This window comes from Alcaligenes sp. SDU_A2 (assembly GCF_038237375.1).
In the GTDB taxonomy this organism is placed as follows: Bacteria; Pseudomonadota; Gammaproteobacteria; order Burkholderiales; family Burkholderiaceae_B; genus Alcaligenes.
Genome location: NZ_CP151273.1, coordinates 953,906 through 979,551 on the forward strand (window position 1 = coordinate 953,906; position 25,646 = coordinate 979,551).

Below are 25,646 nucleotides of genomic sequence, written 5' to 3' on the forward strand. Positions count from 1 at the left end.
CGGCCAGTACTCGAATCAGGGTTTGTCCGCGCTTGTCGCGCCACGCCAGCCCAACTGGCGGGAAATGGTTGCGGCGCATTGCCTTAACTGCGCCAGGATAGGGCTGTTCAGGCTGGCATCGAACAAGGTGCTGGGGCCCAGGCTGGTCAGGGCCAGCACAATCTGGCCGGCATGGTCAAAGACAGGGACAGATAGCGCATCAATACCCGGCAGCGGATTGCCCAAGGCTTGCGCGGCACCTTGCTGGCGGATGTGCGCCAGCAGAGCGGCCAGTTCCTGCGGCGAAGGGCGCAGCGGGCTGATGCTGGTAACCACGGCGCTGTCGCCCGCTTCGCGCTCTATATAATGACGCGCTACCTCGGCGGGCAGCCACGCGGCAAAGACATGGCCGGTGGCCGTATGCAGCATGGACATGACCGTGCCGCAGCGCATGTTCACATGGACCGGGTAGCTGGCTTCGCTGATATGCACCATGGTGGGGCCGTGCGAACCCAGCACGGCCAACCCTAGTGTGTGGCCGATGCGCGGTGCCAGTGCCTGTACCAGCGGCAGGGCGACCTTGAGCGGGTTCTGGCTTTGCAGGCTGACCAGCCCCATCTGCAGGGCAAAAGGCCCCAGTTCGTACAGGCCGGTAGCCGAATCCTGCTGCACCAGTCCCACATTGGTAAAGCTGACCAGATAAGGGTGGGCCTTGGCCGAGCTCATGCCGGCCTGGGTGGCCAGATCGCGCAGCATCATGGGCTTGCCGGTGTCAACCAGCGCCTTGAGCAGTCCGAATCCGGTTTCGATGGATTGGATGCGGCGGCGTTTTTCTTCCTGAGCGGGTTCGGTCATGGGCAAGAGCGGGTCGGATCTGAACAGGCTATCAGTGTACAGGGATTGAACGCACTCGCCGCTGCCTGGGTGTCGTAAAATAGAGGGAATTAATATCTGTCTGAGCAGAGAACACGATGAATCAAGAATGTCAGTCCGATACCGCCTTGTCCGGTGCCAGCAGTTCTATTTCGCCTGTACTGGAAATCGTCGAGGAACTGCGCGCCGGGCGCATGGTCATCCTGGTCGATGAAGAAGACCGCGAAAACGAAGGCGATCTGGTCATGGCGGCCGAGTTCGTCAATGCCGAAGCCATTAATTTCATGGTCACGCATGGCCGGGGGCTGGTTTGTCTGACCCTGACCGAAGAGCGCTGCCGGCAACTGGATCTGCCCTTGATGGCGACGCGCAACGGTACGCGCTTCGGAACCAATTTCACCGTGTCCATCGAAGCGGCAGAAGGGGTGGAAACCGGCATTTCAGCCGCCGACCGCGCCCGCACAGTGCAGGCTGCGGTGGCCCGCGACGCGCGCCCGGTGGATCTGGTGCAGCCGGGTCACATCTTTCCGCTCAAGGCTGCCAAGGGCGGCGTGCTGGTACGCGCCGGCCATACCGAGGCCGGGTGCGATCTAACGGCTATGGCCGGGCTGACGCCGGCTGCCGTCATTTGCGAAATCCTGAATCCGGACGGCACGATGGCGCGCCTGCCCGATCTGCTGACTTTCGCGGCTCAACACGGCATCAAGATCGGCACGATCGCCGATCTGATCCAGTACCGCAGCGAACACGAGTCCATGATCGAGCATCTGCACAAGCGCCCGGTCAAGACTGCCTATGGACAGTTCGATTGCCACGCCTACCGCGACCTGTCCTCCGGCGGACTGCATCTGGCGCTGGTGCACGGCGATATCCACCCCGATGTGGAAACTCTGGTGCGCGTACACGAACCCACTACGGTGCTGGACGTATTGATTCAGGACGATGTAGGCCACAGCTGGACGCTGCCCACGGCCTTGCGCACGGTTGCGGCATCCGAATCGGGCGTGGTGCTGCTGATGAACTGCCAAAGTTCCGAAGAACAATCCTTCGAGCAGGTGCAAGCCTGGGGAACGGACAGTCCGGCCGAAGCGCCGCGCGGCCGTCCCAGCCGCAACGATTTGCGCACATATGGCATCGGTGCACAGATTTTGCGCGACCTCAAGGTCGGCAAGGCCCGTTTGCTGTCGCGACCACGTAAAATGCCCAGCATGACAGGGTTCGCACTGACCGTCACGGGTTACCATAGCGAACCCGATTCTCAATCCTAAGCGGAGCTTCCGACATGAATCCTTACATCGTCACCCCGGACCTGAATGGGGAAGGACTGCACATCGGTATCGTGCGCGCGCGTTTCAACGAGTCCATCGGCCTGACCGAACTGGAAGCCTGCCTGCAAGAGCTTGAAGCTTTGGGCGTGGATGAGCGCGACGTGACCGTGCTATCCGTACCCGGCGCTTTGGAGCTGGGCATTACGCTGGCCCAGATGGCCGAAACCGGCGAATTTGACGCGCTGATCGCGCTGGGGGCCGTCATCCGCGGCGATACCTATCATTTTGAAGTGGTCAGCAACGAAAGCGCCGCCGCCATTACGCGAGTGTCGCTGGCAACCGGTATTCCGGTAGCCAATGGCGTGCTCACCACTAATACCGACGAACAGGCCGAGGTCCGCGCTGCCGAGAAGGGCCGCGATTGCGCCCGTACGGCCGTGGAGCTGGGCAACCTTATCGCTGTGCTCGAGCCCGAGCTCGATGACGACGACGAGGACGAAGACTACGAGGACGAAGATCTTGACGACGACAAATAAAGTCGCGGCCGCCAAGGCCAATGGACGCTCCGCGCGACGCCGTTCGCGCGAATTTGCCCTGCAGGGCGTGTATTCCTGGCTGTTGCGCGGTGCCGACGGCCTGCAGGAAGCGGTCTCGATCGACGCGCACATTCGCGGCGACGAAGAGTTCGGCGAAGCCGATGCGGCCTGGTTCAAGACGCTGCTGTTCGGCGTCATGCGCGAGGCACCGGTGTTGCGCGAACGGTTCTTGCCGTATGTGGACCGGCCTCTGGAGGAACTCTCGCCCATCGAGCACGGCATCTTGCTGATCGGCAGTTACGAGCTTATCCATCATGTGGAAGTGCCGTACCGGGTCGCCATCAACGAAGCGGTGGAACTGGCCAAGTCGTTTGGCGGTACCGACGGCTTCAAGTTCGTTAACGGCGTGCTGGACAAGCTGGCCGCCGACGTACGCGCGCCCGAAGTCGCCAAGCAGGCCCGTCGCTAAAGGCCTGGGTGAGACGTGCTGAACGAGTTCGGTCTCATCAAACAGTATTTTGATCGTCCCGCTCCCGATGGCTATCTGGGAGTGGGTGACGATTGCGCCCTGTTCACGCCCACGCCCGGCTGGCAACTGGCCAGCAGCGTGGATTTGCTGATCGAAGGGCAGCATTTCTTTCCCGATGTCGATCCTTTTCTGCTGGGGCACAAGGCGCTGGCCGTCAATCTGTCGGATCTGGGAGCGATGGGCGCGCGCCCGCGCGCCTGCTTGCTGGCCTTGTCTTTGCCCAGCGTGCAGCCGGATTGGCTGCGTGCCTTTTCGCAAGGCATGTTCCAGTTGGCCGAACAGGCCTGCTGCCCGCTGATCGGCGGCGACACGACGCGTAGTCCCCAAGGCGTGGTCATCAGCATTACGGTGCTGGGCGAAGTACGTCCGGGCCAAGCGCTATTGCGCAGCGCGGCGCAGCCGGGCGATGATATCTGGCTGACCGGCACCTTGGGCGCGGCCGATATTGCCTTGCGTCTGCTGCAAGGCCGTCTGCCCGCCGACACGCAACGACTGGCACAGTGTCGGCCTGCGTTGGAACAGCCTTGGCCGCCTTACCGTTTCGGGCATGCGTTGGCCGGACTGGCTCATGCCGCCATCGATGTATCCGATGGTCTGGCGCAGGACCTGGGGCATATTGCCGCCGCCAGCTGCTGCGCAGCGCATCTGGAATGGGACGCCTTGCCCCTGTCCCCCGGGCTGGCCGGTTTGCCGCAGGATCTCTGCCGACAGGCTGCGCTGGTGGGGGGCGATGTGTTTCAGCTTTGTTTTACCGCCGCCGCCGGGCAACGCGACTCTATTCTGGAACTGGCCCGACACCACCAGGTTCAGTTAAGCCGCATCGGCAGCATGCAGGTGGGTCAGGGCGTGTATGTGCGTGACGCGCAGGGACTGCAACCGGCCCCTGTTCAGGGTGGTTTCGATCATTTTGGCGCTTGAGCCTATTTCATGAGCACTTTCCCCGATCCTTCTCTTGATCCTATCCGCCGGCCCAGCCTGGATTGGGTCTTTAAAAAACCGTGGCGTTTGCTGGCCTTTGGTTTTGGCACAGGCGTGTTGCGGCCCGGTCCCGGTACCTGGGGTACAGTACTGGCCTGGGTGCTATGGGTGCTGGGCTTGCAGCTACTAAGCGATGTGCAGATGGCGGTTTTTCTGCCACTGGCATTTTTAATCGGGTGCTGGGCCTGCCATCGTACCGGTTACGATTTGGGCATTTCCGATCACGGCGGCATGAATTGGGACGAGATGGTGGCGTTCTGGCTGGTGCTTTGGCTTATTCCCCAGACCTGGCTGGCGCAAGGCATTGCGTTCGCTTTATTCCGTTTTTTTGATATTCTGAAACCCCCGCCTGTGCGCTATTTCGACCAGCGTTTGCATAATGGCTTTGGCGTCATGTGGGACGATATTTTAGCGGCGGCCTACACGTTGCTGGTCATGGCCATTCTGGTGCGTTTCGGAGTGCTTGCATGAATAATCACACCCCTGTATCCCATGCTATGGACTTGGGCCGTGCCCTGAAAGACAGGGGCTGGATGGTGGCGTGCGCCGAGTCTTGCACGGGCGGTCTGCTGGCTGGTGCGCTGACTAATGAACCCGGCTCCAGCGCCTGGTTCGAGCGTGGCTATATTACCTACAGCAATCTGGCCAAAGTAGAAGAATTGCGCGTCAGCGTGGATACACTGGAACGTTTTGGTGCCGTCAGCGAAGAAACCGCCATGGAAATGGCCGCAGGCGTGCTGGAGGCGGCCACACGCGTGGAATTGGCTATTTCCACGACCGGCATTGCCGGCCCCGACGGGGCCACGCCGGGCAAGCCTGTGGGGCTGGTCTGTTTTGGCTTTGCCCAGCGTACGGGCGACGGCATCGTGACACGGGCGGCAACCCGTATTTTTACCGGCGACCGCAACCAGATCCGTACCCAGGCGGTGGAATTTGCCCTGGTTACGGCGCTGGCTATTTTAAATCCCGCTTAACGGCCATCAGGCACGTGCGTCATTGATGGCGTTGCGTGTGGCAATCGCCGCTGCCTGGGCGGCGGTGCGCCAGTCATCGTTATGGCTGGCGTACAGAATGGCGCGTGAAGAATTGATCATCATGCCTGCGCCCTGCGAGTCGGCACCGGCTGCCACCGTCGCGACAATGTCCCCGCCCTGGGCACCGATGCCTGGGATCAGCAGCGGCATATCGCCCACGCGCTGACGCACTTTGCGGATTTCTTCCGGGAACGTGGCTCCCACGACCAGCGCGCATTGACCGTTTTGGTTCCATTTGTCGGCCACCAGACCGGCTACGTGCAGGTACAGCGGCGTGCCATCGGCCAAGTCGGCAAATTGCAGGTCCGAGCCGCCTGGATTGGAGGTGCGGCACAGTACGATGACCCCTTTGTCCTGACGTTCCAGATAAGGTTCGACCGAATCAAAACCCATATAAGGATTGACGGTGACGGCGTCGGCCCGGTAGCGCTCGAAGGCTTCGCGTGCGTATTGTTCGGCGGTCGAGCCGATGTCGCCGCGTTTGGCATCGAGCACGATAGGCAAGTGGGGGTAGGCGTGCCGCACATAGTCGCACAGGGCCTGCAACTGTTCTTCGGCGGCCTGGGCGGCGAAGTAGGCGATCTGTGGCTTGATGCCGCAGCAATAGTCGGCCGTGGCATCCACAATGGCCTTGCAGAACTCGAAGATGGCGTCGGGCTGGCCGGCCAGTTCGCGCGGCATGCGGCGCGGGTCCGGGTCAAGGCCCACCATCAGCAGGGAATGGTTGTCGCTCCAGGCGCGGTTCAGTTTTTCTACGAATGTCATGGGGTCAGGAGAATAAACGGCTGTACAGGAAAGTGATCCAGACTGCGCCGGCAAACAGCAGGGCCAGCAGTACGGCGGCGCTGCCCAGATCCTTGGCGCGGCCGATCAGGGGGTGGTGTTCCAGCGTAATCGCGTCGGCCAGGGCTTCAAGCGCAGAGTTGATCAGCTCCAGGATCAGCACGAACACAATCGTTGCCAGCAGGGCGGTGGTTTCCAGCGGTGTGCGGCCCAGCCAGAAGGCCAGCGGGACAAAGACGGCCGCCAGCAGCAGTTCCTGCCGGAAGGCAGCTTCGTGGCGCACGGCGGCGCTTAGACCCTGCGCGGAATAGCGCAAGGCACCGGTCAAGCGGCTGAAACCGCCTTTGCTTTTGAACGGAGAGTCCGACATGGAAGAAACAGCCAGATAAGAATACTGCGTGATTATAGGCGTTTCGTCAGGGCAAAAAAAAACCGGATGGAAAATTCCATCCGGTTTCTGTCGTGCAGTGCATCGACCAGGGCGGAAGTGATCAATTTCCGCCCAAGTCAGGTGGCAGGGGCTGAGCTTAGAAGCCGCCCATGCCACCCATGCCGCCCATACCGCCCATGTCAGGCATGGCGGCAGCAGGCTTGTCTTCCACGATTTCGGTCACGGCCACTTCGGTCGTCAGCAACAGGCTGGCGATGGAAGCTGCGTTTTGCAGGGCAGTGCGGGTCACCTTGGTGGGGTCCAGAACGCCTTGCTCGACCAGATCGCCGTACTCGCCGGTAGCGGCGTTGTAGCCGAAGGTGCCGGTGCCGTTGGCCACTTCGTTCACGACCACGCTGGCTTCTTCGCCTGCGTTGGACACGATGGTGCGCAGTGGGGATTCGATGGCGCGCAGAACCAGCTTGATGCCAGCGTCCTGATCGGTGTTGTCACCCTTCAGTTGGGCAACAGCGCCGCGGGCGCGGATCAGGGCTACGCCGCCGCCAGGAACGATGCCTTCTTCAACGGCAGCGCGAGTGGCGTGCAGGGCGTCTTCGACGCGGGCCTTCTTTTCCTTCATTTCGACTTCGGTGGCAGCGCCCACGCGGATCACGGCAACACCGCCGGCCAGCTTGGCCACGCGCTCTTGCAGTTTTTCGCGGTCGTAGTCGGAGGTGGATTCTTCGATCTGCACGCGGATTTGCTTGACGCGGGCTTCGATGCTGACGCCGTCGCCAGCGCCGTCGATGATCGTGGTGTTTTCCTTGGCCACTTCAATGCGCTTGGCCTGGCCCAGATCGTCCAGCGTGGCCTTTTCCAGGGACATGCCGGTTTCTTCGGAGATGACGGTGCCGCCGGTCAGGATGGCGATGTCTTCCAGCATGGCTTTGCGACGGTCGCCAAAACCAGGGGCCTTGACGGCAGTGGTCTTGAGGATGCCACGGATGTTGTTCACCACCAGCGTTGCCAGGGCTTCGCCTTCCACGTCTTCAGCCACGATCAGCAAAGGACGGCTGGTCTTGGCCACTTGTTCCAGAACGGGCAGCAGGTCGCGGATGTTGGAGATCTTCTTGTCGAAGATCAGGACGAATGGATCGTCCAGCACAGCCACTTGCTTGTCGGGGTTGTTGATGAAGTAGGGCGACAGGTAGCCACGGTCGAACTGCATGCCTTCGACCACGTCCAGTTCGTTTTCCAGGGACTTGCCGTCTTCAACGGTAATGACGCCTTCCTTGCCCACTTTGTCCATTGCATTGGCGATGATCTCACCGATGGAGTGGTCGCTGTTGGCCGAGATGGAGCCGACCTGAGCGATTTCCTTGCTGGTGGTGCAAGGACGGGACAGCTTGCGCAGCTCTTCCACGGCCACGACCACGGCCTTGTCGATGCCGCGCTTCAGGTCCATTGGGTTGATGCCGGCGGCCACGAACTTCAGGCCTTCTTCAACGATGGCTTGAGCCAGAACGGTAGCGGTAGTAGTACCGTCACCGGCGTTGTCGGAAGTCTTGGAAGCAACTTCTTTAACCAGTTGAGCACCGATGTTTTCGAACTTGTCTTTCAGTTCGATTTCTTTGGCCACGGACACACCGTCCTTGGTCACTGTAGGAGCGCCGAAGGAGCGGTCCAGCACCACGTTACGGCCTTTGGGGCCCATGGTGGTCTTAACAGCGTTAGCCAGGATGTTGACGCCACGAACGATGCGGGTACGTGCGTCGTCGCCGAAGTAAACTTGTTTTGCGGTCATGGTTTGAATCCTATTGAATATTCGTGGGCAGTACTTATTCGATCACGGCGAAGATTTCTTCTTCGCGGATCACCAGCAGCTCTTCGCCGTCGATCTTCACGGCCTGGCCGGAGTACTTGCCGAACAGAACTTTGTCGCCAACTTTCAGGTCCAGCGGCAGAACCTTGCCGTCCTCGGACTTTTTGCCGGGGCCAACGGCCAGGATTTCGCCTTGATCGGGCTTTTCAGTCGCGCTCTCGGGGATGACGATGCCGGAAGCGGTGGTGCGTTCGTTGTCCAGACGCTTGACGATCACGCGATCGTTCAAAGGACGCAGTGCCATGGAGAAACTCCTGTTTAAAAATGACGTTGGTTATATCAATTCAAGTGGGGGCGAGGTCTTAGCACTCCACCCCTTCGAGTGCTAATTATAGGGACGACTTTTGTAATTTCAAGAGCAGGGGCGCAGGGCTGTTACATATTTGTCCAGCCCGCGTGGAATCTGGCTTGAAGGGGGAGTGTCGAATCCCTGGGTGTTGGCGCGCAGCCGAATGACACCGAAGTTTGAACTTCCGACGCTCTGTTCGGAACTCTGAATAATGGGTCAACCCAGCACCGGAAGGGGTGTCAGTCGGGATGGGCTGGAGGTGGGTTGTACAAATGCCTTGTTTGGGTGGTTTTTTTTCCAGTCCAAAGCTGGCGGGGCAGGACCTCGAATGACACTCTGCCGTCCACGTGTGTAAAGGTGGCACTGTCGAAGTCAAGTCCCAGAGCATTAGGCACACACTCGATCAGGGGCTCTATCCACAGAAGGCGTGCAGAAGAGAGAGTGAAGCGCTGGATCAGCCAGGCACAAGCGATCAGGCCGACCCAGATACGGCACCGGGTTTTCAAATGCAGCCATTGATAATGGACGGGATCGCGGCGCGTGATGTCTCCTTGGGCTACATCGGGTGCGCTGAGAGACAGGAGGGATTCGATGGCATAGGCACAATCGCGCTGCTGTGTCTGGGCGGCCTGTTCGGATGCCTACTGTGCGCTGTGGTGCTGCTGGTGGGCAGGCTGACGATAGGCAGAAACCAGGATGATGCGAGTCATGTGTCTATGGGAGCTGAATAAGATGACGCCGCGTTCTTCGCAATCCTGTTGATATCGCTACAACAGCTTTTTTGTTTTCTCGGGGTGGCGGCGTTTTTTTTGAGTTATATCCCCCCGGGGGGGATATGATGATCGCATGAACAAACCAGACCCTCATCATCATCACGACGCCGTGGCCAAACGTCTAAAGCGGGCGGAAGGACATTTGCGCAGCATTCTGTCGATGATGGAAGAACGCCGTCCCTGCCTTGAGCTGGCCCAGCAGTTGCATGCGGTCGAGCGTGCCATTTCCCAGGCCAAGAAGATCCTCATTCAAGACCATATCGACCACTGCCTTCAGGATGCGGTGGGAGAACTGGATCAGGACAGGCAGCGCGCAATTGACGAGTTCAAAGAAATCACCAAGTACCTCTAAGAACACCATCTATGCTGTCGTTTTCTGATCTGATCGCCCAGGGTGCGTCGCACGCCTGGCTGTTTATTCCAAGCGCGATTCTGCTGGGCGCGCTGCACGGGCTGGAGCCCGGCCATTCCAAGACGATGATGGCGGCGTTCATCGTCGCGATTCGGGGATCGGTGTGGCAGGCGGCGCTGCTGGGCATCACCGCGACCATTTCGCACACCCTGATCGTGTGGGGGATCGGCCTGGGCGGCATGTATCTGTGGCGCGGGGTCGCTGCGCAGGAGCTAGAGCCGTATTTCCAGCTGGCGTCAGGGGTCATCATTGTGCTCATCGCTGCATGGATGTTTTGGCGCACCTGGCGCGACCAGCATAGCGCGGAGAATAGCCGTCATCACCACGATCACGGTCATGGGCATGAGGGCCATTCCTATGGCGCGAAGCGACACGAAATCAATACCGGGCACGTCCACAGCTATGACATCGCTTGCAAGGAGCCGGGCAAGCACCAGCATGACCACTTCCATGAAGAGCTGCAAGGGCTGGATGTGGCGGGCGAGAGATACCAGGATGCGCATCAGTTGGCGCATGCCAATGACATCCGCAGGCGTTTCACGAACCAAAACGTGACCAATTGGCAGATCGCTTTGTTTGGTCTGACCGGCGGGCTCATTCCTTGCCCGGCGGCGATTACCGTGCTCTTGTTGTGCCTGCAATTGAAGGAGTTTACGCTGGGTGCCGTGCTGGTGCTGTGCTTCTCGATTGGGCTTGCCATCACGCTGGTGACGGTGGGAACTGTTGCAGCGCTTAGTGTGCGTCAGGTCAACAAGCATGCGCCATGGTTCAGCGCGGTGGCCCAGCGGGCACCTTATCTCTCCAGCTTGCTGATTATCGCCGTGGGCATTTACGTGGGAATGAATGGGTGGCTTGGTATTCGCGGCTAGTGTCTGAGCAAGGCCTCCAAGCTTAATGATTGTTTTGAGGCATTAACTTACCTTCACGAGCTAAAGCAGCGGTTATCCCGCTGCTTTAGCTTCCCATCGAACAGGTCTGTTCAGAGCATTCCAAACGCCTAAAACATACAAAGCTACTCTGAATCAGCCCAGTTCATCCGGGCCGACGCGAATGACCAGTTTGCCGACGTTTTTGCCTTCCAGCAGGCCTTTGAGGGCGTCGGGGGCGTTTTCCAGGCCGTCGATGATCTGTTCCAGGTATTGAATCTTGCCTTCGGCGACCCATTGGCCCATTTGTTCGGCAAATTCGCCGTAGCGATGGCCGTAGTCATCAAAAATGATGAAGCCTTGCACGGTAACGCGCTTGGTCAGCAGGGTGGACCAGGCCCAGTCCAGATGGTCAGGGCCGGCGGATGGCGCGCTGTTGTTGTAGCTGGAGACGGTGCCGCACAGTGGAATGCGTGCGTTAGGGTTGAGCAGGGGAAGGACGGCCCGCAGGACTTTTCCGCCTACGTTCTCGAAGTAGATATCGATGCCGTTCGGGCAGGCTTGGGCCAGTTGGGCGGCGAGATCCGTATCTTTGTGGTTCAGGGCGACATCGGCTCCGAACTTATCGCGGGCCAGGCGACATTTTTGCTCGTCCCCGGCAATGGCCACGACGCGGCAGCCCAGGCGTTTAGCGATCTGCACTACGGTCGAGCCGACTGGGCCCGTGGCGGCGGCGACGACCACGGTGTCCCCGGCCTTGGGCTTGCCGATGTCCAGCAGGCCCATGTATGCGGTAAAGCCGGGCATGCCCAGCACGCCCAGGGCATGGGAGACAGGAGCCGTCGATGGGTCCAGCTTGAACAGGAAAGTGCCGTCGGAGACGGCATAATCTTGCCAGCCAGTGCTGTAGCTCAGTACCCAGTCGCCAGCCTGATAATCGGGGTGCCGGGAGGCGACGACGCGATTGATCGTGCCCCCGACCATGACCTCGCCGATGGCGACCGGTTCGGCATAGGAGTCGGCATCGTTCATGCGGCCGCGCATATAGGGGTCCAGGCTTAAATACACCGTGCGCAGCAGCAACTGGCCGTCGGCAATGTCGGGGACTGGGGTAGTGCGCAGAGCGAAGTGTTCTGCGCCGGGCGCGCCGGTGGGGCGGGCGGCCAATGTCATTTGACGATTTTGGGTAAGGGTCTGATGCATGGTGGTATCTCTTTTGAAGAACGATTAAATAGACCGGTCGTCTAGTTGAGGGGAAAATTTTTAGCGGGTGTGTTCTGGATTCAAGTCTGGTTCAACAGGCAGCGGGTCGATGCCAGCGCGGCATCCAGAGGTTGCCGGTTGCGCGTGATCTTGGCGCGCAGACAGGCACCCAGCCATAAGTGATAGAGCATGGTTGCCATTGAGTGCGCATCGAGGGTGGTGGCCACTGTGCCGTCCGCCTGTGCGCTGCGCACGACGCCGGCCAGTCGGGTAATGACCTGCTCCGTGCCCTTGTCCAGCACCAGGCGCATAGGCTCGGAAAGATCGCTGACTTCGGCGGCCAGTTTGACCGCCAGGCATTTACCGTGGGGTTCGGTAGCCGATTGGGCATCCAGCCAGGCGTGCAGATAGTTCAACAGACGCTGCGCAGCCGATTCACCCGGACCGCTGTCCAATACCTGCAATTGCTGCAGATAGGTGCTGAAGTAGTGTTCCAGCAGTGCCTGGCCAAAGGCGTCTTTAGAGGCAAAGTAATGATAGAAGGAGCCTTTGGGCACCCCGGCCGCTTGCAGGATTTCGTTCAGACCAACGGCGGTATAGCCTTTGGTGGCGATGATGTCCTGGGCGGTGTCCAGAATATGTTGGCGGGTGTCGTGGGTGTTTGAAGTGCTCATGAAAAACAGCGTAGCACTTAAATAGACCAGTCGTCTAGTGGTAATGTGTTATGTATCGTCTGGACATGGTTATAGTCCTCTTGTTGAATGTTGCAGATCCCAGATCCCAGATCCCAGATCCCAGATCCCAGATCCCAGATCCCAGATCCCAGCTATCTGCCTCTGCCCCAGCCCCAGCTTTAGTAGCAGTAGTGTTTTTATGTGTCGTAGCAGAAGCTGTATTTTCTGTCTGCTGTCTGTTGTCTGTTGTCTGTTGTCTGTTGTCTGGCTGTTTTGCTGTTTTGCTGTTTGCTACTGTTGCTGTCGCCTTTGCCGTTGTTGGTAACGATAGCACCGATAGTTGCAGCGGCAGGCAGGGCCAGCCGGCGAGGCATTGCTGAACGCTTTGTTCTGTCACGCAGGCAGACTGCTCCCATTATTCCAAGAAGGAGTCTTTACGATGATTCGCGATGTGACCCGTCAAGAGCTGGCTCAGTTTGCCGGGCTGGTGGCGCGTTTGGAGGCGAGCGACGAGGGCTGCGATGTGCGCGGCATGGTCTTGCCGGCGGTTGTGGGGTTATTGCGTGCGGATTTTGGGGCATCCTTTGTGTGGAGTGCGCAGGCCGGGCGGTTTCTGGCTCCGCGCGCGGTCAATATGAGCGCGGACAATATCGATCGTTATGACGCGCATTTTTGCCGGATCGACCCTATTTCCCAGGCTTTGCGTCAGCGGCGGCGCGCGAGTTTTGTGGCCGAGGTCATGCCACAGTCCGAGCTGGAGCGCACGGAGTTCTTCCACGATTTTCTGGCGCGGGATGGTTTGCACCACGGCATCAATATTTATGTGTTTGACGGTCTGCGGGATCTGGGCGATTTTCGTATCTGGCGCGCGCGCGGCAGGCCGCCGTTCGAGCAGCGCGACAAGGATGTGCTCGATGTGCTGGAGCCGTATGTGCGGCGCGCCTTGCTGCGCGAGCAGGAACAGCGCCCGGTGTTGACCGCGCGCGAACAGGATGTGGCGGCGCTGCTTGCCCGGGGCATGACGGACCGCGAAATTGGGGCGTTGCTGGGTATTGGCTTTGCGACGGTGCGCACCCATCTGGGGCGCTTGTTGAGCAAGTTCGATTGCGCCAATCGGGTGGAGCTGGCGGCGCGTTTGGCGCGCCGCCGTTTAAATAGTTAGGTGGCGGGTCGTTGCGGCCCTGACCAGCAGAAGTCTGAAATGCCACCTGCCGTGATGCCGGGTGGCGCACGCTTCAAGCATACGTGGACAAGGGCATATCCGAACGCCTCTTGGGCTTACAGCCGGGGAGCCGCCGTAGGAGGCAGCAAGGGGTCCAAAGCGCGGCACAGCGCCAGCAGGTGATCGTCCGCGCCGATGGCGGCTTCGATTTCCAGTCCTACCGGCAAGCCTTCTGCCAGGCCGATGGGCAAGGAGATGCCGGGTGCGCCCAAGTTCGAACCTAGGTCGGTGTGGGCAATGTAGGTTGGGAAGGTGGCCACCTGCCTGCCGTTCAAGCTCACTGTTTCGTCTTGGCCTATGGGGCGTGCCGTCAGCGGACTGGTCGGGAAAATCAGTCCGTCCAGGTGCGATTGGGCCAGTAGATCGGCGTAGGCGCGCTGCAGGGCGGGGCGGTGTACGTTCAACGCTTCCTGGTAGACCGCTTTGGGGATGGCGTGCGCGCCGGTAATGGACTCGAAGATGGCTTTGACATCGGGGCTGTTGATGCCTTGCATCAGTTCGTCCAGACCGATGTCGTAGCCGTTTTCCTGTAGGTAGACGGGCAGTTCGTGTATGGCCTCGTACAGCACAATGGGCATGCCGACTTTACTATTGATCTCCAGCACGGGGTTCAGATCCACGTTCACCAAGGTGACGCCGGCGTTTTGCAAACGCTCCAGCATCTGTTCGCACAGGATGGCGGTACCGCTGTCCAGATTCTTCCAGAAAGTCGTGCGGGGCACGCCCAGGCGCATTTCGTTCAGCGCCGGCGCAGGCGTAGCGGGGGCGGCGGGCCGTGCGGCCATGACCGCATCCAGCAGCAGTATGTCGGCCAGACTGCGCGTCATGGGACCGGGCGTGTCGCGGGTATGGGACAGGGGCACGATACCTTGGCCGGGATAGCGGCCCACGGTGGGGCGAAAGCCGTATAGCCCGCACAGGGCGGCGGGCAGACGCACCGATGCGCCTGTGTCCGTGCCTATGCCGGCCGGAAATTGCCGGGCCGCGACCACGGTGGCGGTGCCGCCGGACGAGCCGCCGGGGATGCGGCTGGGGTCGTAGGGATTGCGGGCCGGGCCGGTGGTGGCGTTGTTGGTGGTGATGCCAAAGGCCAGTTCGTGCATGACGGCTTTGGCGGGCAGGACGGCACCGGCATGGCGCAGGCGGGTCACAATCTGGGCATCACGGGGTGGGATGCGGTGCTGCAAGGCTCCTGTGCCCGACGTGGTGGGCATGTCGGCCGTGTTCAGATTGTCTTTCAGGGCCAGAGGGATGCCCTCCAGCAGCCCTGCCTGACCGCGCGCGCGGCGCTGGTCCGATTCTGCCGCTTGTTGTCTGAATAGAGCGGGGTCCAGATGGGCCAGTCCGCCCAGGGTGACCATTTTTTCGGATTGGGTCAGCAGCGCATCGGCCAGTTCAAGGGCGCTGAACTGGCCTTGCTGCAGGCCGGCCAGCAGTTCGGTGGCGGTCGATTCCGTCAGTGTCATGATGTCTCCGTAGGCTGCGTTGGCAGCCCTGATTCTTTATGTCTCTGACCCCGTAGGGCCAGTTCCTGCGCTTGACGATAAAAGAAAAAAACGGGCGACGGTATCCGCAAGATTGGGGATGCGCGCTCAGTCCCGGGCCCACGCCACCTGATTGCGTCCGGCGTGTTTGGCCTGATAGAGCAGGGTATCGGCCTGATGGATGGCCTTGTCCAGATCGCCATCCGGCGGCAGCAGTGCCAGGCCGAAGCTGGCTGTCAGCGGTGTGCTCAGACCGTCGATGTACAGATCGGCCAGGCTGGCGCGTAGGCGTTCGGCGGTTTGGCGGGCCGTCAGCAGGTCGGCGCAGCGTATCAGCAGAACAAACTCTTCGCCGCCAAAACGGGCAACCAGGTCGTCCTGGCGCGCCTGGCGCAGCAGCAGTTCGCCCACGGCCTGCAGGGCCTGGTCGCCGGTGGCGTGCCCCCAGGTGTCGTTGATGGCTTTGAAGTGATCGATGTCGCACACCAGCACGGCCCAGCCTGGGGAGCCCAATTTACGCAGATGCCGGGGGGCTTGTTCAAAAAAGGCGCGACGGTTTAGCAGGCGCGTCAGCGGGTCGTGGCTGCGCTCGTTGTCCAGGACTTGCACGATGGACATGGCCGTGCTGGCCAGGATGGTCAGAGCCAGCCAGATGCTGATGAACATATTGACGGCCAGCATCAACAACCAGAAGCCCGAACGGGTCAGCTCGATCTGTGGGTCGTGGGGAATCAGCGCTGCCAGCGCAAAGACGCGTGCAATCGCGTACGCCAGCACGACAATATACGAGCCCCGCAAAATCGACGCCAACGGAATGCGGGGCTTGCGCCCGAACAACACGGCCTTTGCGGGCAATGCGATGATGAATGCCAGGCCGGCGTTCAGGCAATACATGCGTACCCACAGATTGTCGACCACATGGGAAAAGTAATACAGGATGCCCAGGGTTGCGGCCAGGATCAGGCCGCCCAGCGCAAAGGATATGCGGCTGTCAAAGCGCAGGGCTACGCCGTGCGCCATGCTCATGACGCCGCCCATATAAAGTGCCGATAAGGGAACGGACCAGCGCGCCAGCTCGGTATTGTCTAACAGGCTGTGCATGCTCAAGGGCAGCGCCGTGACCAGATAGCCTGTGGAAATCCAGAGCAGGTAGCGATGCGAACGCAGCCGGGTCCAGCATGTGAGCATGACAATGCCCAGCAATGCTGAACAGGCGGGAACGATCAGAACGAAGTACTGGCTGGGCGAGGAGATCACGGGTGAGCCAGGCGCCGCAACGCGACGTGCGCAGATGGATAGGTTGTAATTGTAACAATCTTGCCTGAATTTACCGACTATCGCATGTGTTTTTTGCTCGGTTTAGTGATCAGGCGTAAAAAAAAGCGAAGTTGCATGTCGATTCTTTCGTGGCATGCAGTGCTTCGCCTTTAGATAAGGCCTAGCTCGAATCAGCGCGCGGTCTGTACCAGCACAAGCTCGGCATCGTCCAGCGCCGTGACGCTGAGCGAGCGTTCGTCACGGATGGCGGCACCGTCGCGGGCGTCCAATTCCACGCCGTTGACGCTGACCCGGCCACGGGCGGGTACCAGATAGGCCAGGTGGCCTTCGGGTAGTGCCAGTGTTGCGGTCTGGCCGGTTTTCAGTGTTGCGCCCAGCACGCGTGCCTGCGTGCGGATGGGCAGGGCGTCGTGGTCGTGCTCAAAGCCGCTGGCCAGAGCGATGAACTGGCCGCTGTGGTTTCCTTTCGGAAAAGGCTTGGACCCCCAGGACGGCGCTTCGCCACGGCGGTCGGGCTGAATCCAGATCTGGAAGATCCGCGTGGTAACGGGCTCCATATTGTATTCAGAGTGGCGTATGCCGCTGCCGGCGCTCATGACCTGCACATCGCCTGCTTCGGTGCGACCTTGGTTGCCCAGGCTGTCCTGGTGGGTAATGGCTCCTTCGCGCACGTAGGTGATGATCTCCATGTCCGCGTGGCCGTGGGGCGGGAAGCCGGTTCCGGCGGCAATGGTGTCGTCGTTCCAGACGCGCAGCGCGCCCCATTCCATGCGGTGTGGGTCGTAGTAGTTGGCAAAAGAAAAATGATGTTTGGCGTCCAGCCAGCCGTGGTTGGCACCGCCCAGCTCGGCAAAGGGTCTGCGTTCGATCATGGTGATGTCCTTTGAAAGGGATGCGATGGGTTTATCTTATGTCTATCCCAAAGGTAATGAAATAGAATGAATGGAATAGCATTCATTCCAATAAATTCATGAATAATCTGCCCGATCTTCAAGCGTGGGCCATATTTGCCACAGTGGCGGAAACTGGGTCATTCGCTCAGGCTGCCCAGGCGCTGGGCGTGTCTCAGCCCACGGTTTCCAAAGCGATTGCCCGACTGGAAAAACAGTTGCAGGTTTCGCTGTTCCATCGCACTTCCCGTCGTTTGTCTTTGACGGCGACCGGGCAGGCCAGTCTGGAGCATGCCCAGGCTGTCTTGGCGGCGGGACAGGCCGCCCAGGCCTTGGCATGTGAGCAGGTGACGCAATTGCAGGGGCGTATCAAGGTGGCGGCACCCATGTCGTTCGGCATCTCGCATCTGGCTCCGGTGTTGCCGGCTTTTATGCAGGCGCATCCGGGCGTGTTGCTGGATGTGCACCTGGATGATGCCCAGGCAGACATTGTTGAGCAGGGGTTTGATGTGGCTTTGCGCATTTCGTCTCTGGCCGATTCCAGTTTGCTGGCGCGCAGCCTATGCGGCGTGCGGCTATTGCTGGTGGCTGCGCCGATCTATCTGGAGCGGTATGGACGGCCTCGGCATCCGAGCGATCTGGCCGCGCACCGCAGTCTGCGTTATGCCTACGAGCGCGGCGGCAGCGCCTGGCATTTCCAGCGTGACGAACAGCGTTTTGCCCAGGATGTGCCTTGTGCTTTGCAAGTGAACAATGCCGAGGCATTGATGCCGTCCTTGTTGGCGGGACTGGGCCTGGCATTGCAACCCGAGTTTCTGGTGTGGGAGGCGTTGCGGCTGGGGCAACTGGAGACGGTTTTGCCGGATTGGCCGATTGCGCCGATTGCGCTGCATATCGTGACGCCTCCGGGCCGGTCCAGACCCGCGCGGGTGCAGGCACTGATTGAGTATCTGGTTTTGCAGTTTGAACGCGCTCCCTGGGCCAGTGCGGTGCCGGAGTGATGGTTGCGGTGGCATTAAGGACTTGATACGCAAGTTACGCAATGTGCGTTTACGATTCTTCACGGATTGGATAGATTTTGCCCAGACGGCGGATGCCGGACAGAGGGGGGGACTATGGAATCCATTGGGGCGCAATTGTGGGGGACAGTGCTGTCCGAGTTCAGCGACATTCCTAATGTCGGCGAGGTTCTGCGCATCATTTTGCGCCTGAGCCTGGCGATGCTGCTGGGGGCGTTGTTGGGGTGGGAGCGCGAGCGCAGTGGCAAGGACGCAGGGTTGCGCACGCATATGCTGGTGGCCTTGGGAGCGGCGTTGTTTGTGCTGGTGCCGGCTCAGGGAGGAATGGAGATCGGCGACATGAGCCGTGTGCTTCAAGGTGTTATTCAGGGCATCGGTTTTTTGGGGGCCGGTGCGATTCTGAAATCCAGCAATGAACAGGAAGTGCGTGGTCTGACGACTGCAGCGGGTATCTGGCTGACCGCCGCCATCGGTGTGGCGGCCGGCATGGGGCGCGAAGCAACGGCCGTGCTCAGTGCGGTGTTTGCTTGGTTTGTGCTGGCGGGGCTGCGTCGTTGGGAGCGCAAGCTCGAGCAAGCAAAACGCTAAGGGCGCGGCGCAGCGTATGTGCTGTTTGCGCTGGGTTGGCCTCGAATTGGGCGTGTACGATGGCACCATCCACTAGCAGGCCAAGCATGTCGGCCACCCCCGCTTGTTCTGGCCCGACCAAGCGGGCGATGCGCTCTGTCATGGCCCGTTTGTGTTGTTGCACCAATGCCTGGATATCTGCTTGCAGGGGAGCAGATTCACAGGCGCTGTTGATAAACGCGCAGCCCCGGTAATGATGTTCCGTGAACCATTCCAGCAAGGTGTCCGCCAGCCTATCGGCCGCTAACTGTCCGTGGCGGGCCTGTGTCAGGCGTTGGTCGAACCAATCCATCCAGACTTCGTGGCGTAGCGTCAGGTATGCCAGGATCAGGGCGTGCTTGCTCGGAAACTGGCGGTAGAACGTGACCTTGCTGACGCGCGACCGGGCGATGATCAGATCCACGCCGACGGCATGCGTGCCTTGGGCATAGAACAGATCGTGGGCGGTGCGCAGAATGCGTTCACGGGGGGGCAGGCTGTCCAAAGGGACGGGAGCAAGTTCAGGCATGTGGAATGGCAGATGTAGACAGGTCTGTCTACATCATATACTCTTTTTTGGGTAGACAGACCTGTCTACTTAATTTGACAAGGAGATCGTCATGGAAAGCCGCCCCCCATTGCCGCCGTTCAGTCTGGAGACGGCTCGGCAGAAGGTTCGTGCCGCGGAGGATGCCTGGAACAGTCGTGATCCATTTCGGGTCGCCCAAGCCTATACGGAAGATACGCGTTGGCGTAACCGCAGCGATTTTCCGCGCGGACGGGCGCAAGTGCAGGCCTTTTTGCAGGGGAAATGGCAAAAAGAGCGGGAATACCGCCTGATCAAAGAGATCTGGGCCTGGCATGGCAACCGCATCGCGGTGCGTTTTGCCTACGAATGGCAGGACGCGCAGGGACAGTGGTGGCGCAGTTATGGCAACGAGAACTGGGAATTCGACGCGCAAGGCTACATGGCAGTGCGTCATGCCAGCATCAACGATCTGGCCATTGATGCGTCCGAGCGCAAGTTTCACTGGCCACTGGGCCGTCGTCCCGACGATCATCCGGGCTTGACGGAGCTGGGGCTGTAGCGGCTGTTGATCCGACATGCGTGCCTGCTGCGGCGCGCATGCCGGGGGCCATAGTCGGGTATCGCGCAGTGGACGGTCTGTGGTCGCTCTGGAAGCGATAGGCAAAAGCAAAGAGGCAAGGCGCGTACTATGGGCTGACGCCCCGCGCCCTTTCCTGTGATCGGCGCGACCTCTTGAACAGCGCAGGAGACGCATGGATTCGAACCCGATACGCAAAGAACGCTTCAAGGGCTTTAAGCCCGGTTCATTAATGGCTTTACGCTATTTTGAGCAGGCCGCCCAACTGGAAAGTTTCAGCCTGGCGGCCAATCGCTTCAATCTGACGCACGGTGCCGTCAGCCGGGCCATACGTGGGCTGGAGGAAGAACTGGGCCTGAGCCTGTTCGAGCGGCGCAACCGTCGTGTGTTTTTGACCCAGGCCGGGCGCAGATTGCAAAAAGCAGTTCAGCAAGGGCTGGGCCTGATCGACCAGGCCGGCCGCGATATTATCCGCGACGAGCAGGCCCTGCCGCTTGTGTTGTCGTGCGAACCGACTTTGCTGATGCGCTGGTTGCTGCCGCGCTGGCCCGATTTTCAGCGCCGTTACCCTAGCGATCAAGTTCTACTGGTCGCCGGTGGTGGCGCATTCAGCTTTACCAGCGGGATTGATCTGGCCTTGCGACGCCAGGACTTCGAGTGCCCGGATCATGCTTACATCAGCGATTTGTTTGATGAGGAAATCGGGCTGGTCTGCAGCCCGGAGAAAGTCCAGACGTACTTTGAGCAGCAGGGTGGACAGTGGCGTTTGCGTGCGCAGGCACCGCGCCTGGCGACACAGAGCCGCCTGCATGCCTGGGACGACTGGTTCACCCTGACCGGACAGAAGGCCGGTAGCGGTCCGCAGCAGATTTTCGAGCATTTTTATTTCAGCCTGCAGGCGGCGGCGGCCGGGCATGGCGTGGCCATCGGACCAAGGCATCTGGTCAAGGACGATTTGCGCACCGGTCTGTTGGTGGCCCCGGCAGGTTTCATTGCCGACGGGTCGCGTTACAGCCTGCTGACCTCGCAAGAGTTTCTGCCTGACAGCCGCGAAGCGCGCCTGTTGGATTGGCTGCGCGAACAACTGGTCGAGCACAGGGGCGGGTAAAGACGTTTGACTGTCCCCGATCAAGGACAGCAAGCTTGAAAACTGGTGTAGTGTTAGGTTGCGTTTCGTTCATCCTTTCGGAGACCAACACCATGATTCGCCAAGCTGGTCAGGACCCTGTGCCTTGCGTTGCCGACAGTGACCCGGCGTCCCGTCATTATCTTCGTCTGATCGAGCTGGCCCGGCAGGAGCCGCGCCGCGTCTGCGTGGTTGCCCATCCCTGCGACGATGTGTCCCTGGGCGCAGCCTTGCAGGCACGGGATCAGGGGCTGTTCGACATTGTGCTGGTCGGGCCGCAAGCCCGTTTGCAGGCGGTGGCGGCCGAACAAGGCTTCAGTCTGGACGGCATTACCCTGATCGATACGCCGCACAGCCATGCGTCGGCTGAAACGGCGGTGTGCGAAGTGCTGGCCGGTCGTGCCCAATTGCTGATGAAGGGCAGTCTGCATACCGACGAATTGATTCATGCCGTGTTGTGTACCCAGGGCAAGGGCCTGCGCACGGGGCGGCGGCTGAGCCACGTCTTTATCATGGATGTGCCACGCTATCCGTATCCGCTTTTTATTACGGATGCGGCCATCAATATTTTTCCTGACCTGGCCACCAAGGCCGATATTGTTCAGAACGCCATCGATCTGCACCACGGTCTGGGGCTGGGGGAGCCGCGCGTGGCTTTGTTGTCGGCGGTGGAACAAGTCACCGAGAAGATTCCGTCCACGTTGGAGGCGGCGGCTTTATGCAAAATGGCTGATCGAGGGCAAATTACCGGCGGCGTGCTGGATGGCCCGCTGGCGCTGGACAATGCCATCAGCCCCGAGGCGGCCCGCATCAAGGGCATTGTGTCGCCGGTGGCCGGGCAGGCGCAGATTGTGGTTACCCCGGATCTGGAGTCCGGCAATATGCTGGCCAAGAACCTGACTTTTTTGTCGGGGGCGCAGGCCGCCGGCATCGTGATGGGCGCGCGCGTGCCCATTATTCTGACCAGTCGGGCCGACAGTGCGCAGACGCGTCTGGCATCGTGCGCCGTGGCGGGTATTTACGCCGGGCATCTGGCACGCCGCACGGCGGCGGAGGCCAGGGCATGAGCGATCTGATTCTGGTGGTCAATGCAGGCAGCTCCAGCCTGAAGTTCCACATGTATGCGGTGGACCAGAACGAGCAACTGGTTTTTGACTATGGTGGGCAAGTCTCCGGCATAGGCGGGGATGCGCCGGCTTTCAAGGTGGCGGATGCGCAAGGTCAGCTTTTGGAGCGCCGGACGCTGGCGGCCGCTCAGGCACCGGATCTGCATGGCGCGCAGGCACTGGTGACCGATTGGTTGCTGGAACGACTGGATCGCGAACCCATCGCCGTCGGGCACCGTATCGTGCATGGCGGGCCGCGCTACGGCCGCAGTCTGCCGCTGACCCCGCAGGTGCTGGAGTATCTGGACAGCCTTTCGCCATTGGCACCGTTGCATCAGCAGAATAATCTGGCACCGGTGCGTGTCATTTTCGAGCGCTGGCCGGAAATCTTCCAGGTGGCGTGTCTGGACACGGCCTTTCATCAGGGACATGCGCCGTATGTGCAGCGTTTTGCCTTGCCCGAGCATCTGTACGGGCAAGGCGTGCGCCGCTATGGTTTCCATGGCCTGTCCTACCACTATATTGCCCAGCACTTGCAGCAGCACTGGCCGCAGCAGGCCCAAGGGCGGGTGCTGGTGGCGCATCTGGGTTCGGGGGCGTCGGCCTGCGCCTTGCACCAAGGCCGCAGTGTGGAGACGACAATGGGCTTTACGGCATTGGACGGCGTTCCTATGGGTACCCGTCCCGGCAGGCTCGATGCCGGCGTGGTGTTGTGGATGATGGAGCAGGGCATGGATCACGATGCCATTCAGTCGCTGCTCTATACCGAGTCCGGCTTGAAAGGGCTGTCGGGCATCAGCGCCGACATGCGGGTGCTGGAGCAGTCGGACGACCCGCGCGCGACCCTGGCCATTGACTACTTCTGCTATCGCGCCGCCGAGTGCCTGGCCGGGCTATGCGTATCCTTGCAGGGGCTGGATACACTGGTGTTTACCGCCGGCATAGGGGAGCACAGTCCCGCGGCGCGGGCCGGCATTGCACGGCATCTGGCCTGGCTGGGCGTGGAAATTGATCCGGCCCGCAACCAAGCGGGTCAGACCGTGATTTCCACCGATGCCAGCGCGGTCAAGGTGCTGGTCATACCGACTAACGAGGAACGCGTCATTGCCGAACAGTCCCTGGCCCTGGTGCGTTCCGTGCCGGTTCAGTAGGTGGTGCCGTGCACCAGCCCGGCGGCCACCGTCTGGTTGGTGCCCGCGTCGATCAGGATGAAAGCTCCTGTCCCGGCGTGGTCCTGGTAGTTGTCCAACACCAGGGGATCGCGGCTGGCGATGCTGACCCGGCCTATGTCGTTCAGCGTCAAGGTGCCGTCAGCCTGCTGTTCTTGCAAGCTGTGTACATCGCGCAGCGCATGCACGGCACGCACTTTGGCCTGGGTGATACGAGTGCCTTGCTTGAGCCAGTACGAGCGCGACGTGCTTAACGGCTGTTCGTCCAGCCAGCACAGCTCGGCCTCGAAGCTTTTGCGCGGTGTCACGGCTTCGTCGGCCAGGGTCAGCAGATCGCCGCGCGAGATATCCAGCTCCCGATCCAGAACCAGCGTGACGGCGTCGCCGTCGCTGACCTGGGTTTGCTCCTGCCCGGCGCGATACAGGCCGGTAATGACTGCTGTCTGGGCCGAGGGCCAGACAGCGATCGTATCGCCTACGTTCAGGCGGCCGCCGTCCAACTGACCGGCATAGCCTCGGAAACCATCCACGCGACTGCCGCCGTGGCGGATTACCCATTGCACGAACAGGCGGGCCGGCTTGGCGCGCGTGTCGTCCAGGCTGAGTGATTCCAGCAGCGGCAGCAGGGGCAGGCCGGTGTACCAGGGCGCGTGTTCGGTGCGCCGGGTAATGTTTTCGCCTTTCAGGGCGGACAGCGGAATAATGTGGAACTGGTCGATGCCCAGGTGCTCGGCCAGTTCACGGTAGGCGGCGTGGATGCGGTCAAAGACATGTTGGTCCCAATCCACCAGATCCATTTTGTTGACCGCCACCACAATGTGCCGCAGCCCCAGCAGGCGGGCGACGGTGCTGTGACGCTTGGTCTGGGTCAGCAGTTGGCCATCGCGGGCGCGGCTGGCATCGATCAGGATGATGGCTGCCTGCGCGGTGGACGCGCCGGTAATCATGTTGCGGGTGTACTGTTCGTGGCCGGGGGTGTCGGCCACGATGAACTTGCGCTTGGGCGTGGCGAAGTAGCGGTACGCCACATCGATGGTGATGCCTTGTTCGCGTTCCGCTTCCAGGCCATCGGTCAACAGGGCTAGATCGGGTTCGGCATCGTCGCCGCGTTTGTATTTGGAGCGTTGTATGGCGGCGATCTGGTCGGCGAACACGCCTTGGCTGTCTACCAGCAGGCGGCCGATCAGGGTAGATTTGCCGTCGTCCACGGAACCGGCCGTAATCAGGCGCAGCACGCCTTGATCGGCGGCCTGAAGCCACGATTCATTGACTGCGTTCATCAGAAATATCCTTGTTTCTTGCGGTGTTCCATGGAAGCTTCCGAGGTCTGGTCATCCATGCGGGTGGCACCGCGCTCGGTAATGGTGGCCAGCGCCGTTTCGGCGATGATGTCCTGGGCGGTGGCCGCCGTGGACAGTACCGGGCAGGTGCAGGAAATATCGCCCACAGTACGAAAGCGCACATCGCGCCAGGTGGAGGTTTCGCCTTCTTGCAAGGGCGTGAGTGGGGTGATGGGCACAATCAAGCCATTGCGCTCGACGACTTCGCGCGAATGGGTGTAGTAGATGGAGGGCAAGGCGATCTGTTCGCGCTGTATGTATTGCCACACATCCAGTTCGGTCCAGTTGGAAATGGGAAAGACGCGTAGATTCTCGCCTTTGTGGATGCGGGTATTGAACAGATGCCAGAGTTCGGGGCGCTGGGCCTTGGGGTCCCATTGGCCGAATTCGTCCCGAAAGGACACGATTCGTTCTTTGGCGCGGGCTTTTTCTTCGTCCCGCCGTGCGCCGCCAAAGCAGGCATCAAAGCCGAATTCCTCGATCGCTTCCAGCAGCGTCACGGCCTGCGCGCCATTGCGGCTGGCATGCTCGTGACGCAGTACCACCGTGCCGCGTTCGATGGAGTCCTGTACCTGACGCACGATCAGTTGCGCATCCAGTTCGGCGGCGCGCTGGTCGCGAAAGGCGATGACTTCCGGGTAGTTGTGGCCCGTATCCACGTGCAGCAGCGGAAAGGGCAGGGTGCCGGGCGCAAAGGCCTTTTCGGCCAGACGCAGCAGCACGGCGGAGTCTTTGCCGCCGGAAAACAGCAGTACGGGTTTTTGTGCCTCGGCAGCGATTTCCCGCAGGATGAAGATGGCTTCGGCCTCCAGCCAGTCAAGGTGGGTTCGGGTGGCAAGTGGTTCGCCCAT

General features: G+C 60.6%; 29 protein-coding genes. 15 read left to right on the forward strand and 14 right to left on the reverse strand.

Annotated features, from left to right (window positions below; genetic code table 11):
* Positions 1-15: 15 nt before the first annotated feature.
* On the reverse strand, positions 16-834 hold the full coding sequence (locus AADW57_RS04350) for an IclR family transcriptional regulator (protein WP_341668830.1): 819 nt from the start codon (positions 832-834) through the stop codon (positions 16-18).
* A gap of 116 nt (positions 835-950) precedes the next feature.
* Between AADW57_RS04350 and ribBA the strand changes: the two genes are divergently transcribed.
* From ribBA to AADW57_RS04380, 6 genes are read left to right on the forward strand one after another with little or no spacing between them, the layout of a single operon-like run.
* Positions 951-2,120, forward strand: a complete 1,170-nt coding sequence (ribBA, locus tag AADW57_RS04355) for a bifunctional 3,4-dihydroxy-2-butanone-4-phosphate synthase/GTP cyclohydrolase II (RefSeq protein WP_341668831.1) — start codon at positions 951-953, stop codon at positions 2,118-2,120.
* A gap of 14 nt (positions 2,121-2,134) precedes the next feature.
* Positions 2,135-2,656, forward strand: coding sequence for a 6,7-dimethyl-8-ribityllumazine synthase (ribH, locus tag AADW57_RS04360; RefSeq protein ID WP_341668832.1), 522 nt, complete (start codon positions 2,135-2,137; stop codon positions 2,654-2,656).
* Positions 2,601-3,125, forward strand: a complete 525-nt coding sequence (gene nusB / locus AADW57_RS04365) for a transcription antitermination factor NusB (RefSeq protein ID WP_445819177.1) — start codon at positions 2,601-2,603, stop codon at positions 3,123-3,125. Before ribH ends, nusB begins: the two co-directional genes overlap by 56 nt.
* Before the next feature lie 15 nt (positions 3,126-3,140).
* Positions 3,141-4,103, forward strand: a complete 963-nt coding sequence (thiL, locus tag AADW57_RS04370; protein ID WP_341668834.1) for a thiamine-phosphate kinase — start codon at positions 3,141-3,143, stop codon at positions 4,101-4,103.
* Positions 4,104-4,112: 9 nt separating this feature from the next.
* Positions 4,113-4,634: a phosphatidylglycerophosphatase A family protein gene (locus AADW57_RS04375; RefSeq protein WP_341668835.1), complete on the forward strand. Its 522-nt coding sequence runs from the start codon at positions 4,113-4,115 to the stop codon at positions 4,632-4,634.
* Complete coding sequence (locus tag AADW57_RS04380) at positions 4,631-5,137, forward strand: CinA family protein (RefSeq protein WP_341668836.1); 507 nt, start codon at positions 4,631-4,633, stop codon at positions 5,135-5,137. Before AADW57_RS04375 ends, AADW57_RS04380 begins: the two co-directional genes overlap by 4 nt.
* Positions 5,138-5,143: 6 nt before the next feature.
* On the opposite strand, the gene pyrF is transcribed toward AADW57_RS04380, so the two are convergent.
* The 5 genes from pyrF to AADW57_RS16750 form a co-directional block, all read right to left on the reverse strand.
* The gene (pyrF, locus tag AADW57_RS04385; protein ID WP_341668837.1) at positions 5,144-5,962 is read right to left on the reverse strand and encodes an orotidine-5'-phosphate decarboxylase; all 819 of its coding nucleotides are present in this window, start codon (positions 5,960-5,962) and stop codon (positions 5,144-5,146) included.
* Between the two features lie 4 nt (positions 5,963-5,966).
* Positions 5,967-6,350 (reverse strand): diacylglycerol kinase, encoded by a 384-nt coding sequence (locus AADW57_RS04390; RefSeq protein ID WP_341668838.1) that lies wholly within the window; start codon positions 6,348-6,350, stop codon positions 5,967-5,969.
* Positions 6,351-6,507: 157 nt separating this feature from the next.
* Positions 6,508-8,154, reverse strand: a complete 1,647-nt coding sequence (gene groL / locus AADW57_RS04395; protein ID WP_341668839.1) for a chaperonin GroEL — start codon at positions 8,152-8,154, stop codon at positions 6,508-6,510.
* A 34-nt stretch (positions 8,155-8,188) separates the two neighbouring features.
* Positions 8,189-8,476 carry a co-chaperone GroES gene (locus AADW57_RS04400; protein WP_341668840.1) on the reverse strand — a complete coding sequence of 96 codons (288 nt, stop codon included), beginning with the start codon at positions 8,474-8,476 and terminating at the stop codon, positions 8,189-8,191.
* Between the two features lie 284 nt (positions 8,477-8,760).
* On the reverse strand, positions 8,761-9,027 hold the full coding sequence (locus AADW57_RS16750) for a chromate resistance protein ChrB domain-containing protein (RefSeq protein WP_445819178.1): 267 nt from the start codon (positions 9,025-9,027) through the stop codon (positions 8,761-8,763).
* 340 nt (positions 9,028-9,367) lie between these two features.
* Between AADW57_RS16750 and AADW57_RS04405 the strand changes: the two genes are divergently transcribed.
* Positions 9,368-9,646: a metal-sensing transcriptional repressor gene (locus AADW57_RS04405; protein ID WP_341668841.1), complete on the forward strand. Its 279-nt coding sequence runs from the start codon at positions 9,368-9,370 to the stop codon at positions 9,644-9,646.
* Between the two features lie 11 nt (positions 9,647-9,657).
* A complete protein-coding gene (locus AADW57_RS04410; RefSeq protein WP_341668842.1) occupies positions 9,658-10,575 on the forward strand; it encodes a nickel/cobalt efflux transporter in 918 nt (305 codons plus the stop codon).
* 153 nt (positions 10,576-10,728) lie between these two features.
* Here AADW57_RS04410 and AADW57_RS04415 read toward each other — a convergent pair whose 3' ends face one another.
* A complete protein-coding gene (locus AADW57_RS04415; RefSeq protein WP_341668843.1) occupies positions 10,729-11,775 on the reverse strand; it encodes an NADP-dependent oxidoreductase in 1,047 nt (348 codons plus the stop codon).
* 80 nt (positions 11,776-11,855) lie between these two features.
* Entirely contained in the window at positions 11,856-12,449 is a 594-nt protein-coding gene (locus AADW57_RS04420) for a TetR/AcrR family transcriptional regulator (RefSeq protein ID WP_341668844.1), read from the reverse strand.
* Between the two features lie 439 nt (positions 12,450-12,888).
* Here AADW57_RS04420 and AADW57_RS04425 point away from each other — a divergent pair, with 439 nt between their 5' ends.
* Complete coding sequence (locus AADW57_RS04425; protein WP_341668845.1) at positions 12,889-13,611, forward strand: helix-turn-helix transcriptional regulator; 723 nt, start codon at positions 12,889-12,891, stop codon at positions 13,609-13,611.
* Between the two features lie 116 nt (positions 13,612-13,727).
* Here the strand turns inward: AADW57_RS04425 and iaaH are convergent, their stop codons facing one another.
* From iaaH to AADW57_RS04440, 3 genes are all read right to left on the reverse strand, one after another.
* A complete protein-coding gene (iaaH, locus tag AADW57_RS04430) occupies positions 13,728-15,137 on the reverse strand; it encodes an indoleacetamide hydrolase (RefSeq protein WP_341668846.1) in 1,410 nt (469 codons plus the stop codon).
* Between the two features lie 126 nt (positions 15,138-15,263).
* Positions 15,264-16,412, reverse strand: a complete 1,149-nt coding sequence (locus tag AADW57_RS04435; protein ID WP_341668847.1) for a GGDEF domain-containing protein — start codon at positions 16,410-16,412, stop codon at positions 15,264-15,266.
* Between the two features lie 191 nt (positions 16,413-16,603).
* The gene (locus tag AADW57_RS04440; protein ID WP_341668848.1) at positions 16,604-17,305 is read right to left on the reverse strand and encodes a pirin family protein; all 702 of its coding nucleotides are present in this window, start codon (positions 17,303-17,305) and stop codon (positions 16,604-16,606) included.
* A gap of 98 nt (positions 17,306-17,403) precedes the next feature.
* On the opposite strand from AADW57_RS04440, the gene AADW57_RS04445 reads away from it, so the two are divergent.
* Together AADW57_RS04445 and AADW57_RS04450 are read left to right on the forward strand one after the other, a co-directional pair.
* Positions 17,404-18,324, forward strand: a complete 921-nt coding sequence (locus tag AADW57_RS04445; protein ID WP_341668849.1) for a LysR family transcriptional regulator — start codon at positions 17,404-17,406, stop codon at positions 18,322-18,324.
* 114 nt (positions 18,325-18,438) lie between these two features.
* Positions 18,439-18,930 (forward strand): MgtC/SapB family protein, encoded by a 492-nt coding sequence (locus AADW57_RS04450; RefSeq protein WP_341668850.1) that lies wholly within the window; start codon positions 18,439-18,441, stop codon positions 18,928-18,930.
* On the opposite strand, the gene AADW57_RS04455 is transcribed toward AADW57_RS04450, so the two are convergent.
* Positions 18,854-19,477 carry a TetR/AcrR family transcriptional regulator gene (locus AADW57_RS04455; protein WP_341668851.1) on the reverse strand — a complete coding sequence of 208 codons (624 nt, stop codon included), beginning with the start codon at positions 19,475-19,477 and terminating at the stop codon, positions 18,854-18,856. The genes AADW57_RS04450 and AADW57_RS04455 overlap by 77 nt on opposite strands.
* Before the next feature lie 91 nt (positions 19,478-19,568).
* Here AADW57_RS04455 and AADW57_RS04460 point away from each other — a divergent pair, with 91 nt between their 5' ends.
* The 4 genes from AADW57_RS04460 to AADW57_RS04475 all read left to right on the forward strand — a co-directional run bounded on the left by AADW57_RS04460 (position 19,569) and on the right by AADW57_RS04475 (position 23,437).
* Positions 19,569-20,036, forward strand: a complete 468-nt coding sequence (locus AADW57_RS04460) for a nuclear transport factor 2 family protein (protein ID WP_341668852.1) — start codon at positions 19,569-19,571, stop codon at positions 20,034-20,036.
* 193 nt (positions 20,037-20,229) lie between these two features.
* Complete coding sequence (locus AADW57_RS04465) at positions 20,230-21,162, forward strand: LysR family transcriptional regulator (RefSeq protein WP_341668853.1); 933 nt, start codon at positions 20,230-20,232, stop codon at positions 21,160-21,162.
* Between the two features lie 92 nt (positions 21,163-21,254).
* Positions 21,255-22,247: a phosphate acetyltransferase gene (locus AADW57_RS04470; RefSeq protein ID WP_341668854.1), complete on the forward strand. Its 993-nt coding sequence runs from the start codon at positions 21,255-21,257 to the stop codon at positions 22,245-22,247.
* Positions 22,244-23,437 (forward strand): acetate/propionate family kinase, encoded by a 1,194-nt coding sequence (locus AADW57_RS04475; RefSeq protein ID WP_341668855.1) that lies wholly within the window; start codon positions 22,244-22,246, stop codon positions 23,435-23,437. The genes AADW57_RS04470 and AADW57_RS04475 overlap by 4 nt, the downstream gene beginning before the upstream one ends.
* On the opposite strand, the gene AADW57_RS04480 is transcribed toward AADW57_RS04475, so the two are convergent.
* Positions 23,431-24,735, reverse strand: a complete 1,305-nt coding sequence (locus tag AADW57_RS04480; protein ID WP_341668856.1) for a sulfate adenylyltransferase subunit 1 — start codon at positions 24,733-24,735, stop codon at positions 23,431-23,433. The genes AADW57_RS04475 and AADW57_RS04480 overlap by 7 nt on opposite strands.
* The gene (gene cysD / locus AADW57_RS04485) at positions 24,735-25,646 is read right to left on the reverse strand and encodes a sulfate adenylyltransferase subunit CysD (RefSeq protein WP_341668857.1); all 912 of its coding nucleotides are present in this window, start codon (positions 25,644-25,646) and stop codon (positions 24,735-24,737) included. The genes AADW57_RS04480 and cysD overlap by 1 nt, the downstream gene beginning before the upstream one ends.